Annotated in this window: 13 protein-coding genes; 9 read left to right on the top strand and 4 right to left on the bottom strand. The window is 44.8% G+C overall.

The genetic code is table 11. The features are described from left to right. Positions 1–20 precede the first annotated feature (20 nt). Entirely contained in the window at positions 21–671 is a 651-nt protein-coding gene (locus K429_RS0120915; RefSeq protein WP_029327918.1) for an NAD(P)-dependent oxidoreductase, read from the top strand. Positions 672–796: 125 nt separating this feature from the next. Here the strand turns inward: K429_RS0120915 and K429_RS0120905 are convergent, their stop codons facing one another. Together K429_RS0120905 and K429_RS0120900 are read right to left on the bottom strand one after the other, a co-directional pair. Next, positions 797–1447 carry a DUF1349 domain-containing protein gene (locus K429_RS0120905; RefSeq protein WP_029327917.1) on the bottom strand — a complete coding sequence of 217 codons (651 nt, stop codon included), beginning with the start codon at positions 1445–1447 and terminating at the stop codon, positions 797–799. Between the two features lie 24 nt (positions 1448–1471). Next, positions 1472–2062: a sugar O-acetyltransferase gene (locus K429_RS0120900; protein WP_007213317.1), complete on the bottom strand. Its 591-nt coding sequence runs from the start codon at positions 2060–2062 to the stop codon at positions 1472–1474. Between the two features lie 114 nt (positions 2063–2176). Between K429_RS0120900 and K429_RS0120895 the strand changes: the two genes are divergently transcribed. The 8 genes from K429_RS0120895 (at position 2177) to mgtA (ending at position 10830) form a co-directional block, all read left to right on the top strand. Further along, a complete protein-coding gene (locus K429_RS0120895) occupies positions 2177–2929 on the top strand; it encodes a response regulator transcription factor (protein ID WP_029327916.1) in 753 nt (250 codons plus the stop codon). Continuing rightward, positions 2926–3429: a GNAT family N-acetyltransferase gene (locus K429_RS0120890; protein WP_029327915.1), complete on the top strand. Its 504-nt coding sequence runs from the start codon at positions 2926–2928 to the stop codon at positions 3427–3429. The genes K429_RS0120895 and K429_RS0120890 overlap by 4 nt, the downstream gene beginning before the upstream one ends. A gap of 64 nt (positions 3430–3493) precedes the next feature. Then, positions 3494–4399, top strand: a complete 906-nt coding sequence (gene bla, locus K429_RS0120885; protein ID WP_029327914.1) for a class A beta-lactamase, subclass A2 — start codon at positions 3494–3496, stop codon at positions 4397–4399. Continuing rightward, positions 4396–5022, top strand: a complete 627-nt coding sequence (locus K429_RS0120880; RefSeq protein ID WP_029327913.1) for an NUDIX hydrolase — start codon at positions 4396–4398, stop codon at positions 5020–5022. The genes bla and K429_RS0120880 overlap by 4 nt, the downstream gene beginning before the upstream one ends. Before the next feature lie 26 nt (positions 5023–5048). Continuing rightward, a complete protein-coding gene (locus K429_RS0120875; protein ID WP_029327912.1) occupies positions 5049–5924 on the top strand; it encodes an arginase family protein in 876 nt (291 codons plus the stop codon). 80 nt (positions 5925–6004) lie between these two features. Next, positions 6005–6691 (top strand): response regulator transcription factor, encoded by a 687-nt coding sequence (locus K429_RS0120870; protein ID WP_029327911.1) that lies wholly within the window; start codon positions 6005–6007, stop codon positions 6689–6691. Further along, complete coding sequence (locus K429_RS0120865; RefSeq protein ID WP_029327910.1) at positions 6688–8055, top strand: HAMP domain-containing sensor histidine kinase; 1368 nt, start codon at positions 6688–6690, stop codon at positions 8053–8055. The genes K429_RS0120870 and K429_RS0120865 overlap by 4 nt, the downstream gene beginning before the upstream one ends. Before the next feature lie 123 nt (positions 8056–8178). Next, positions 8179–10830: a magnesium-translocating P-type ATPase gene (gene mgtA / locus K429_RS0120860; protein WP_029327909.1), complete on the top strand. Its 2652-nt coding sequence runs from the start codon at positions 8179–8181 to the stop codon at positions 10828–10830. A gap of 84 nt (positions 10831–10914) precedes the next feature. Here mgtA and K429_RS0120855 read toward each other — a convergent pair whose 3' ends face one another. Both K429_RS0120855 and K429_RS0120850 read right to left on the bottom strand, forming a co-directional pair. Continuing rightward, on the bottom strand, positions 10915–11148 hold the full coding sequence (locus K429_RS0120855; RefSeq protein ID WP_022391614.1) for a hypothetical protein: 234 nt from the start codon (positions 11146–11148) through the stop codon (positions 10915–10917). A gap of 351 nt (positions 11149–11499) precedes the next feature. After that, the gene (locus K429_RS0120850) at positions 11500–12513 is read right to left on the bottom strand and encodes a site-specific integrase (protein ID WP_029327907.1); all 1014 of its coding nucleotides are present in this window, start codon (positions 12511–12513) and stop codon (positions 11500–11502) included. Positions 12514–12656 lie beyond the last annotated feature (143 nt).

Genomic DNA, 12656 nt, shown 5'->3' with positions numbered 1-12656 from the left:
AATATAAACAACGAACCAATATGAAAAATGTAATACTCATAGGAGCCAGCGGTTTTGTAGGAACCGCCATCCTGAATGAATTGCTGAACAGAGGCCATAAAGTAACTGCCATTGTACGCGACCCGGCCAAGGTGAACGCCAGCAATCCGAACCTGAAAGTCGTTCAGGCAGATGTAACCGATACCGATGTTCTGATTGAGGCCAGTAAAGGTAAAGACGCCGTCATCAGTGCTTATAACCCCGGCTGGAAGAATCCCAATATATACGAAGAAACACTGAAGAACTATCCGCTGATAGTGGATAGTGTGAAGAAGGCCGGTGTTGAGCGTCTACTTATCGTGGGCGGTGCCGGAACCCTGTTCTATGCTCCCGGAAAGATGGTGATGGATGCTGACGATGTTCCAGCCAAACTGTTGCCCGGAATCAAATCCCTCGGAGAATTCTATCTGAACACGCTTCGTAAAGAAAACGATATTGACTGGATATTCCTCTCCCCTGCCGCCAACATGACACCGGGAGAACGTACCGGAAAGTTCCGTATCGGAAAAGACGACTTAGTGGTAGATGTAAATGGAGACAGCAATATCTCCGTTGAAGACTATGCCGTGGCAATGGTAGACGAATTGGAACAGAAGCACCACCACAAGGAGCGCTTCACCATAGGATATTAAACAAGGCTATTTCAGAAAAGGATTTCTTTAAATTTCAAAACAGAATAAATGCCGGCAAATAAAGAATCACTCTTCTTTTTAGCCGGCATTTGTCTTTTTACCAAACTTAATTGAACTAACCCTATTTATTCTGCATTCTTTTTCAGCCATTCCAACCTGCGCATATCAGGCAGGTGCTTTACCTTGAAGTTCTCAAACTTAACATTAAATCCGCCTCCATCGGGACAGGCAGCCATAAATCCAACCTTCACCAGAATATTATCCTGCAACCATGCATTCCGCATCATCGTATAAGTCTTGTCATCGAACGAATAGAAGATTTCAACGGCATCCAGCCTGCGGACAGCTTTAATCCAAATATAAGGAACAGGTTTATCCAACGTGATTACACTCCAGTCACTGGTCTTGTGAGTCACCACTGTACTCAGATTGAATTTTCCGTCTACAAACTCAATGCCTGCTTTGATGTAGTTTTCATGATCGATGCGCAACATCAGTCCCGCTTGGTCAAAGCGTGCCTTATAATCGCCAGTCACTTTCACTTTAACTTCAAATTCACCGCCATACGTTGCATAATAGAAAGGGGCGTCATCCACAGTAAAGCCATAATGAGAGATACGCCAGTAATCACTCTGCGGAGTGACAAACATCGAAAGGCTTTTATCCTTTATTTCCCACTGTTCAGGTTCGTTGAACCACTGCATTTTTTCCAATGTCTGAGCAAAAGAGGCTTGTACCCCAATCATCATCAACAGACTAAAAAGTAATTTTTTCATTTCTCGTGTTATTTTAATGAATTATTATTCTGACATATATTTAGCCCTGTCCGCTTCGGTGATCGTACGTAGCACCCGGCAAGGATTACCGACGGCCAGCACATTGGCAGGAATACTTTTTGTGACCACACTGCCGGCACCAATAATCGTATTGTCACCAATCGTCACTCCCGGCAACACACAGACCTGGGCACCAATCCACACATTATTTCCGATAGTGATAGGATAGGCATATTCAAGCCCCTGGATTCTCTGTTCCGCATCCAAGGCATGTCCGGCAGTATAGAAACCACAATTCGGAGCCACAAAAACATTATCGCCAAATGTAACTTTAGCTCCATCCAGAATGACGCAATTTACATTCGAATAGAAGTTCTCCCCTATTTCGATATTATATCCGTAATCACAATAAAATGGTTGTTCTATCAAGAACGATTTTCCGGTCTTACCGAACAGTCGGCGGATAATGCTCTCCCGCTCCTTCTTTTGTGAAGGGCGCAAGCTATTCAGTTCATAACATACTTCTTTGCAAGCTTCCCTCTCCGACACAAGCTCTATATCATTATTGGCATCATACAATTTCCCGGCTTTCGCTTTTGCTTTTTCACTCTCCATAATTTATTGCACTTAAAATAAATAACCATTAGTTTTCATTACCTTTGCAAAGGTAAAGGCTTACAGATAAGTCGGCAATACTGATTAATAACCATTTTTCCATCTCCATACCGTATGGACATCGTAAATAAACTGAAGAAAGAGCTACTGAAACAAGCGTTCACCGAGGAACAGAAACAGACGGAACGCCTGAATGAGTGCAAACATATAGCTTCCATATATGCACAGACTGAAAATGCCATAGCAGTGTTGAGCGATATGAAAGCCAATATTAGTTATATTTATTACGGTGGAGTAGCCGAGAAACTGGGACTGGCAGAACGAAATACCACCAAGACCATTCAGTCGATATGGGAAGAAGAAATATTCAGCCGCATTCATCCGGACGACTTACAGGAGAAGCATTTGCAGGAACTCCGCTTCTTCCACTTCCTGAAAAGTGTCCCGGAAAAGAAACGCCCGGACTACTACCTTATACACAATATGCGCATGCGCGATCATTCGGGCAGGTATGTACACATCTTGCACAGGATGTTTTATATAGCGAGCCACTCAAACGGAAGTGTATGGTTATCCTTATGCCTTTACAACTTTTCAATGGATACGTCGTTAAGTTGCACCATTCTTAACTCGGCAGACGGGCAAACCCTCGAACTGGAAAAGCAGAATTGCAACGACCTGTTGTCAGACCGGGAAAAAGAAATCCTACAATTGATAAATAAGGGAAAAATGAGTAAGGACATTGCCCAGACATTATCCATTAGTATAAACACCGTAAACCGGCACCGGCAAAATATCCTAGAGAAACTTCAGGTAAACAATTCTATTGAAGCTTGCCGGATTGCTAAAGAATTGCACTTGTTATGATAAGAGAAGTAAGGCCGGAAGATACCGGAAGCATTACAGCCATTTACAACGAGTATGTCGCACACAGTGTGATTACATTTGAAACAGAACCTGTACGCGAAGAGGAAATGCGTTCACGCATAACCGGAATAGTATCACACTTTCCTTACTTCGTTTATGAAACGGAAGGTAAAATTGCCGGGTACTGTTATGCCCATGCCTGGAAAGAAAGAGCGGCTTACAGGCATACGCTGGAAACAACCGTTTATTTGGCATCCGAATATCAAGGCAAAGGAATAGGAAAACAACTCATGCAGACGTTGATTAACGAATGCTGTCACAGAGGTTATCACGCATTGATAGCCTGCATCACGGAAGGCAACGAAGCCAGTAATTCCCTGCATCAGAAACTTGGTTTTAAGCAAGTTTCCCACTTTGAGAAAGTCGGATTGAAATTCGATCGCTGGCTGGACGTGTTTGATTATGAATTGATACTAACTCCTGAATCACCCAAAAATTAACAACTATAAAAACTAATGAGAAATTGATTACCATCTGATATTATTAATCCTTTATAATTCACGTATGAAAGCAAAATTCTTTTTAAGTTGTATGGCGCTGGCAATCTTATTCAGTGCATGCAATACCACCAACCGCACCCCGAAGCAGAAGATAGAGCAACAAATAGATTCCTTTCTGAAAGATAAGAAAGCTACGGTAGGCGTTGCCGTACTCGCCAATGATGAGATTGTAGCCGTTTATAATAATCAAATCCATTTTCCCCTGTTAAGCGTCTTCAAGTTTCATGTGGGACTGGCTGTTCTGGATAAGATGGATAAAGATCACATCGGCTTAGACAGCCTTATCGAAGTGAAGTCTTCTCAACTGAAGCCTGATACATACAGTCCGTTAAGAGATGAGTTTCCTGATCAGGATATTACAATTTCTCTCGGAGAGTTGCTAAAATACACCATTTCGAAAAGCGATAACAATACATGTGATATCCTTATAGAATATGTCGGCGGCATAGACCAAGTAAATGAGTATGTGAAATCGTTAGGAATAAAGGATTGTAATCTTGCGGCAACAGAAACTCTCATGCATACCTCCGGAGATGCCTATCTGAACTGGAGTACTCCGGAAGAAGTAGTCAGACTATTGAATATAGCCGACAAGCAACCCCTGTTTGCAACTCAATACAAAGACTTCCTTCAAGCAACCATGCAGGAAACTTCTACCGGCAAAGATAAGCTGAAAGGCCAGTTGCCTGCCGACGTAATCGTAGGCCATAAGACAGGCTCTTCCGACCGGACTCCGGAAGGGATAAAGATTGCTGATAACGATGCAGGTTTTGTTATCCTGCCCAACGGACAGAAATATTATATAGCTGTCTTCGTCATGGAGTCGCAGGAAACCGATGCAGATAATGCAGCTATCATCGCCAGTATATCTAAAATTGTATATGATACTTTAAACTCAGATATCCAATGAATAAGAACACTGATCCCCGCTGGCTCGAATGGGCCAAGGAATTACAATTCATAGCTCAGGCAGGACTGACCTACTCCCGCGATCCCTTCGACATCGAGCGTTTTGAACGTATCCGGGAAATATCGGCAGAGATCATGAGCCATCAAAGCGATCTGCCGATAGAGAAAGTAAAAGAATTATTCTGCAATGAAACCGGTTTCCAAACACCTAAACTGGATACCCGTGCCGCCATCTTTAAAAACGGGAAAATACTCTTGGTAAAGGAAAAAGCCGGTGTATGGTCTATGCCTGGTGGCTGGGTAGACGTCAACCAAAGCATCAAAACCAATACGGAGAAAGAAGTCAAAGAAGAAGCCGGACTGGACGTAAAAGCCGTACGCCTGATTGCTTTGCAGGATAGAAACCTGCACAATGTGCCTCCTTATGCATACAATGTTTGTAAAGCCTTTGTTCTTTGCGAAGTAACAGGCGGAAGTTTTCAGAGTAATATAGAGACTACCGAAAGTAGATATTTTTCTTTGGACAAGATACCTGCATTGGCCGAAGAAAAGAACAATAAAGAACAGATAGCCATGTGTTTCGCCGCCTATCAGGATGAAAACTGGAAGGTGCCATTCGACTAAAAAAAACACCCGTAAAAAGTAAAGATATGAAGAAAGAAACCACTCCTCTCCGCCTGATTTATCCGCAATGGCAAGGCGGAATTGTAGATCACTGGATGCCGGATATTCCGGCAGAAGACTCTTCCAGAGGTTATTATTTAGGTGCCCAGTTACTGAACCTGCTGGCTCCGGACAGCAATCAGAAAACCGTGGAAGTTCCGGTATCTCTCGATATAAACGACAGAGCAACGGAAAAAGGTATCAGCTCCCGTAACGTGATTGTCAAACAAAGCAAGGCTGCGCTCGATATACTTAACGAAAACAAACCGGACCGGATCATCACCCTAGGCGGAGAATGTTCGGTCAGCGTTGTTCCGTTCACTTATCTGGCTGCCCGATACCCGAACGATGTAGCCGTAGTCTGGATAGATGCGCATCCGGACATCAACCTGCCTTATGATGATTACAAAGGATATCATGCCATGGCCCTCACCGCTTGCTTGGGAATGGGTGACGAAGAGATTATGAACTTACTGCCCGGTAAGTTTGACGCTTCCAAAGCATTAATCGTAGGGCTTCGTTCATGGGACAAAGGCATGCAGGAACGGCAAAAGGAATTGGGCATAAAAGGTCTGGCACCGAAAGAAACAGCGGACAACAGTTCCGCCATTATGGAATGGCTGAAAAGTACCGGAGCTTCCAAGGTTGTCGTCCACTTTGACTTGGACGTGATAGATCCTGCCGACATGATAGCAGGAGTCGGTGTAGAACCGGACGGTATGAAGACCGAGGAAGTAGTCCGCGTGATTAACGACATTGCCTCCGAATATGACCTGGTAGGGCTGACCGTAGCCGAACCAATGCCACGTATCGCTATTAAAATCAGGAATATGCTGAACCAGTTGCCTTTATTAAAAGAGTAAGAAAAGAGAAACTCACAAATAATCTCTATATTTGTATGGTCTCAAACAAAAACAACTGGAATCTACAAAAAATACAGACCATGCATACGATATTGATTATTGAAGACGAACCAAGAGTAGCCAGCCTGCTCAAGAATGGACTGGAAGAGAATGGTTATCAAACCATGGTAGCTTACGATGGTGTCATGGGACTGCGTCTCTTCCGTGTCCATACGTTCGACCTGGTGATTTCTGATATTATCCTGCCCAAGATGGATGGTTTTGAGCTATGTAAAGAAATCCGTAAGACAAACCCAGGCATCCCTATCCTGATGCTGACAGCCTTAGGCTCTACAGATGATAAACTGGACGGATTCGATGCAGGAGCCGATGACTACATGGTGAAACCTTTCGATTTCCGCGAACTCTACGCAAGAATCAGGGTACTGCTGAAACGTAATAATGAAGCAGCCGCACCGCAACCCCGGGAGATCAGATATTCCGACCTGTACATTGACCTACAAGGAAAAAATGTAACCCGAAACGGCACTCCCATCAAACTTTCACCCAAAGAATACAACCTGTTGCTCTACATGGCCGAGAATGCAGAGCGGGTTCTCAGCCGCATAGAGATAGCCGAAAAGGTTTGGAATACCCACTTTGATACCGGGACCAATTTTATCGACGTATACATCAACTATCTCCGCAAAAAGATAGATAAGGACTTCGACACCAAACTGATCCATACCAAAGCCGGTATGGGCTTTATACTGACGGATAAACTATGAAGATCAGAACAGCCTTAACCCTGCGGTACACTTGTATCACAGCCGCCGTGTTCCTGGTATTTATCACCGCCATCTATTACGTCAGTGAGCACTCGCGCAGCAATGCCTTTTTCCGGAATCTGAAAAGCGAAGCCATCACCAAGGCACATCTGTTTCTGAACAACCAGGTGGATGCCGAAACCATGCAATCCATTTACCTGAACAATAAAAAGTTTATCGACGAAGTAGAAGTAGCCGTCTACGACACCGACTTCCGGATGTTATACCACGATGCCTTGCAAAACGACATAATAAAGGAAACTCCGGAAATGATAGAGCGCATCCTCCAGAAAAAAGAAATAGACTTCTACATCGAAGATTACCAGGGCGTAGGCATCATCTATACTTTCGAAGGTAAGGATTACATCGTTACCGCCGCCGCTTATGACGGCTACGGATATGCCAAACGGGAAATCCTGAAAGAAACACTCGCCCTATTACTATTCAGCGGACTGACCGTGCTGATTATTGTAGGCTACCTCCTTGCCCGGAGCGCATTGGCCCCCATCAGAAGCATCGTAAAAGAAGCGGAGAACATAACCGCCTCACGAATCAACAAACGCCTGCCCGTCAAGAATGAGAAAGACGAATTAGGCGAACTGAGCCTTACCTTCAATGCCCTGCTCGACAGACTGGAAAAGTCATTCAATTCGCAGAAGATGTTTGTCAGCAACGTGTCGCACGAACTGCGTACCCCTATGGCTACACTTTCTGCCGAACTTGATCTTGCCGTGCAGAAAGAACGAAGTCCCGAACAATACCAAAACGCCATCCACAACGCGTTGCAGGATTCGCAAAGAGTGATTAAACTCATCGACGGATTACTGAACCTTGCCAAAGCGGATTATGAACCGGAACAGATCAAAAGAGAAGAAATCCGTCTGGACGAACTGTTGCTCGATGCAAGGGAACTTGTCTTGAGGGCGTACCCCGATTTCCATGTGGAACTCGTATTCGAGCAGGAAGCCGAAGACGACAAGGTGCTCACAGTGATCGGTAATAGTTACCTGCTTACAACAGCGTTCGTAAACCTCATCGAAAACAATTGCAAGTACTCCCGGAACCAAACTTCTTTTATCCAGATTTCTTTCTGGGAAGAATGGTCCATCATCCGCCTTTCGGACGACGGTGTGGGCATGTCGGACAAGGACAAAGAGCACTTGTTCCAACTCTTCTACCGCGGCGAAAACAAAGATGTGGCATCCGGCTACGGCATCGGCATGACTTTGGCACAAAAGATACTGAGCCTGCACAAAGGGGAAATATCCGTCTTCTCGCATCCGGGTGAAGGGACCACTTACGTCGTTAAACTCCCGCATATCTGATTTCTCTAATGGTTTTCTAATACCATTCTAATAAATCTCTAACGGCTTCTCCACGAAGCCGTTCTTACTTTTGCGCCGTGAAATAGAAACGCAATTAGTAACTTCAAAAAAAGGAAAGAGATTATGAAGTGGAAGAAAAAGTTACAGCAGCCTCAGTATGCGCTCAACTCCGAGAAAGTATTCCTGACTGCCACACAACCGGCAAAATCCGTTTACTCATACCTGCAAACGACAAGGCTCGGGTTGACAAGAGCAGAAGTTGAAGACCGCCAACTTACGTATGGAAAGAACGAAGTGGTTCACGAACAAAAGAAAAATCCGTTCATCGTATTCATCAAAACTTTCATCAATCCGTTCATAGGAGTGCTGACCGGATTGGCAGTCATATCACTCGTCATCGACGTACTCATGGCAGAACCGGGAGAACAGGAATGGACGGGAGTCGTCATCATCGCCGTCATGGTGGTGTGTAGTGCCATCCTGCGTTTCTGGCAGGAATGGAAAGCCAATGAAGCCACAGATTCACTAATGAAAATGGTAAAGAATACCTGTCTCGTGAAGCGTGCCGGAAGTGGTGAGGAAGAACTGGATATCACGGAACTGGTTCCGGGAGACATCGTCTTCCTGGCAGCCGGAGACATGATTCCGGCAGACCTGCGCATCATCGAATCCAAGGACTTGTTCATCAGCCAGGCTTCCCTGACCGGGGAGTCGGAACCGATAGAGAAGTTTCCGGAAGTAAAGGAAAAGCAATACCGGAAAGGCAGCATCGTGGAACTGGATAACATCTGCTACATGGGTTCCACCGTTATCAGTGGCGCAGCCCAAGGTATCGTGTTTGAAACCGGCAACAGGACTTTCCTCGGTACTATCGCCCGCAACCTCACGGGACACCGTGCCACTACTGCTTTCGACAGAGGAATCAGCAAAGTAAGCCTGCTGCTCATCCGTTTTATGCTGGTCATGGTTCCTTTCGTCTTCTTCATCAACGGGTTTACGAAAGGGGATTGGTTCGAGGCTTTCATCTTCGCCATTTCGGTAGCCGTGGGACTCACGCCCGAAATGCTTCCGATGATTGTAACCGCGAACCTCTCTAAAGGCGCTCTGTCCATGTCGAAGAAGAAAACGATTGTCAAGAATCTGAATGCCATCCAAAACTTCGGTGCGATGAATATTCTTTGCACCGATAAAACGGGTACGCTGACATGCGACAAGATTGTTCTGGAAAAGTACATCAATGCCGATGGCAGCAATGACGAAAGCAAACGGATATTGCGTCACGCCTACTTCAACAGCTATTTCCAGACCGGATTAAAGAATCTGATGGACAAAGCCATCCTCTCGCACGTAAAGGAACTGAAGCTGGAACATCTGAAGGATGCCTACACCAAAGTGGACGAAATACCGTTCGATTTCATCCGTCGGAGAATGTCCGTAGTGATAGAAGACAAACAAGGGAAACGCCAGATCATCACCAAAGGCGCCGTGGAAGAGATGCTCAGTATCTGTTCGCACACTGAATTCAATGGAGAAGTGCAATCTCTGACGGATGAACTGAAGGTTAAAGCCCAAAAGATCAGTGAAGAAATGAACCGGAAAGGAATGAGAGTGCTGGCCGTTGCTCAGAAAAGCTATATAGAGAAGGTGGGTAATTTCTCCGTGAGTGATGAAAAGGAAATGGTTCTGATTGGCTTCCTGGCTTTTCTTGATCCCCCGAAACCATCTGCGGCAGAAGCCATTAAGCAACTGCATGAGTATGGTGTGGAAGTTAAAATCTTATCGGGGGATAATGATATTGTAGTGAAAGCCATAGGTCGGCAAGTCGGTATCGACACAAGTTATTCATTGACCGGACCGGATATTGAGAATATGGATGAGGCTACTTTGAAAGAGCGTGTAAAGACCACTACCTGCTTTTCCAAATTGACGCCTCTACAAAAAACACAGATTATTTCCATCTTACAAGAACAGGAGAATACCGTAGGATTTCTGGGAGACGGCATCAATGATGCTTCCGCCTTACGGCAATCGGATATTGGCATTTCGGTAGATTCTGCCGTAGACATCGCCAAGGAAAGCGCCGATATTATCCTGCTGGAAAAAGACCTGATGGTACTGGAAGATGGAGTATTGGAAGGCCGGAAGACTTTCGGAAATATCAATAAGTACATCAAGATGACGGCAAGTTCAAACTTCGGTAATATGTTCAGTGTCATGTTTGCCAGTGCATTTCTGCCGTTCTTGCCGATGATGCCGATTCATCTGCTCATCCAGAATCTACTATATGATATCTCGCAAACTACAATTCCGTTCGACCGCATGGATCCGGAGTTTCTGAGAAAGCCACGCAGATGGGATGCGTCAGACCTGAAACGTTTTATGATTTATATCGGGCCCATCAGTTCCATATTTGACATCGTCACGTATCTGGTGATGTGGCATGTGTTTGGCTGTAATAGTCCGGAACATCAGTCCTTGTTTCAATCGGGATGGTTTATTGAGGGGCTGCTTTCGCAAACTCTGATTGTACACATGATACGTACACGGAAAATTCCGTTCATACAGAGCCGTGCCACTTGGCCCGTAATCGGTATGACTACTTTGGTGATGGTTATAGGAATTGTGATACCGTTCACATCTTTCGGGGCATCCATTGGTTTGCAGGCACTTCCATTGAGTTACTTCCCGTGGCTGGTGGGTATTCTGCTCTCCTATTGCGTGCTGACTCAATTGGTAAAGAACTGGTATATCAGAAAGTTTTCGGGTTGGTTATAAAAGAAAGCCCTGCTTTCTTCTTTGTCAGACGACACTGGCGGATGAAGAAAGCAGGGCTATAGTATCAACAAAACTACAGTGTCATTATTCAGAAAAAGACTCGTCGCATACTTCGGTAACTTGTTCATAAGGAATACATCCATAGCTGCGGTCGTCCAGATAACGCAATGCTACATACGGTACATCTGCCCCGGAAACATACATTTGCAATATAGATATAACCTCCGCCATACGCGAAGTGAATGAGCCATTTCGTTCATTATAAACCTTCACCCACACACGGTCTCCTCTTTTGATGGGAAGTTCTATATTCTTCATAAACAGTATAATTAATGCGTTTGTTGGAATTACTTGCATAGTAACGGCAAACTACCATTTGATGCAGACCGGAAAGGCGTTTTCAGACGGTATCATTTTATGGTAAAAAGAAGTTTTCCTGATAATAAGGTACGTAAAGAAGCATTCCACTTTCAAAGGATAAAGCGGAAACACGATTCCTTTTGCCTGCTGGGATAAAAAATCGAAAGCTGTATGTATTAGGGACTAATTTTAATATTGTTTTTGCTGTCCGATATAAGATTTATTCATATTTTGTTAGGGTTTGTTTGCTTTTCTGTCAAAAAAGACGCAACTTTGTAGCTGCTATTTGCCGTTACTATGCAAGTAATTTCACCTCAACGAAGTGCCATACAGCATATTAAATCTGCCATCTTTCTTCTTTTTACTTTTCTTCACTAAGGAAATCACTTGCCTGTTTATTCTGTCTATCACCTCCGCATCAAACGGTTTCAGATAAGTCATCGTCACCCGAATGGACGAGTGCCCCAACGACTGGCTTATCAGTCCCACAGGTACACCACTATGATAAGCAATTGTAGCCCATGTATGGCGTGCGGTGTACGAACTTACGGAAACACCGGGCAATAACTGTTTCATCAGCCGCGCCAACTCCCGGTTGAAATGCCGTAATGTTTCTTGATAACGGTGGTGATGTTCCTCCATGAACAAGCCACCATGCAGCAACGGGAACAAATATTCCGAATCCGTCTTGTCCCTGTACTTCTGCAACAGCCTCATCGCATCGGGCGGCACATCCACCACCATCAGTTTCCCCGTCTTGTGCCGACGGTAAGTGATGCGCCTATTTCTCAAATCCGACTTCCGCAAGTGTGCCAGATCAATGAACGGCATACCGCGCAACATGAACATTAGCAAGAAGTAGGTAAGCACTTGCTGTTGACGCAGTGTCAGCACACTAAAGTCCGTATTCCTGAGTTGCTCCATCTGCTCTGCCGTCAGCGCCCGCTTGGTGCGCGACTCCACTTTCGTATAAACATCCTTGAACAGCACCGGATTGTACCCCTCTATACCCGGTGACATCCAGCGATTGTATACCGCCTGCAATGTACGCATATAAGTGGAGATCGTGTTCGGACTGGACTGTTGTCCAGCCAACCAGTCCTCATACTCTTTCAGCCTCTCAGGGGTGAAAATCTCCTGCATGGACAGGGAAGCAGTGGTGTTTTTCGGATACCTTTCCTCTGCACAAAACTTCTCATAGGAACGCAGCGTGCAAGCATAAACATGCATTGCCGGGAACTTTCCTTCCCGCTTCAGCATCTCGATAACTTCCGGCATGTAGAGCCGTAAGTCATCTTTCGCATTTTTTCTTTCTACATTCATAAAGCATTGATTTTAATTACATGATTCAAAAAACTGCTTGTACCACAGAACGTACGTGCAGTAGTAATGTTTATGGGCGCCAAAGATAAAGCTAAAGGAATCCGGCAAGAGAATATTTATAAATTATACAAATCTGGTATTGA

Source organism: Bacteroides sp. 14(A) (assembly GCF_000526555.1).
Lineage (GTDB): Bacteria > Bacteroidota > Bacteroidia > Bacteroidales > Bacteroidaceae > Bacteroides > Bacteroides cellulosilyticus.
Note: the sequence above shows the minus strand (reverse complement) of the source record. Positions and strands in the feature narration are given on the sequence as shown.

Excerpts from the sequence above, each read along its gene's own strand:
- K429_RS0120915 (WP_029327918.1), top strand. The coding sequence starts at position 21 with ATGAAAAATGTAATACTCATAGGAGCCAGCGGTTTTGTAGGAACCGCC.
- K429_RS0120905 (WP_029327917.1), bottom strand. The coding sequence starts at position 1,447 with ATGAAAAAATTACTTTTTAGTCTGTTGATGATGATTGGGGTACAAGCC.
- K429_RS0120900 (WP_007213317.1), bottom strand. The coding sequence starts at position 2,062 with ATGGAGAGTGAAAAAGCAAAAGCGAAAGCCGGGAAATTGTATGATGCC.
- K429_RS0120895 (WP_029327916.1), top strand. The coding sequence starts at position 2,177 with ATGGACATCGTAAATAAACTGAAGAAAGAGCTACTGAAACAAGCGTTC.
- K429_RS0120890 (WP_029327915.1), top strand. The coding sequence starts at position 2,926 with ATGATAAGAGAAGTAAGGCCGGAAGATACCGGAAGCATTACAGCCATT.
- bla (WP_029327914.1), top strand. The coding sequence starts at position 3,494 with ATGAAAGCAAAATTCTTTTTAAGTTGTATGGCGCTGGCAATCTTATTC.
- K429_RS0120880 (WP_029327913.1), top strand. The coding sequence starts at position 4,396 with ATGAATAAGAACACTGATCCCCGCTGGCTCGAATGGGCCAAGGAATTA.
- K429_RS0120875 (WP_029327912.1), top strand. The coding sequence starts at position 5,049 with ATGAAGAAAGAAACCACTCCTCTCCGCCTGATTTATCCGCAATGGCAA.
- K429_RS0120870 (WP_029327911.1), top strand. The coding sequence starts at position 6,005 with ATGCATACGATATTGATTATTGAAGACGAACCAAGAGTAGCCAGCCTG.
- K429_RS0120865 (WP_029327910.1), top strand. The coding sequence starts at position 6,688 with ATGAAGATCAGAACAGCCTTAACCCTGCGGTACACTTGTATCACAGCC.
- mgtA (WP_029327909.1), top strand. The coding sequence starts at position 8,179 with ATGAAGTGGAAGAAAAAGTTACAGCAGCCTCAGTATGCGCTCAACTCC.
- K429_RS0120855 (WP_022391614.1), bottom strand. The coding sequence starts at position 11,148 with ATGAAGAATATAGAACTTCCCATCAAAAGAGGAGACCGTGTGTGGGTG.
- K429_RS0120850 (WP_029327907.1), bottom strand. The coding sequence starts at position 12,513 with ATGAATGTAGAAAGAAAAAATGCGAAAGATGACTTACGGCTCTACATG.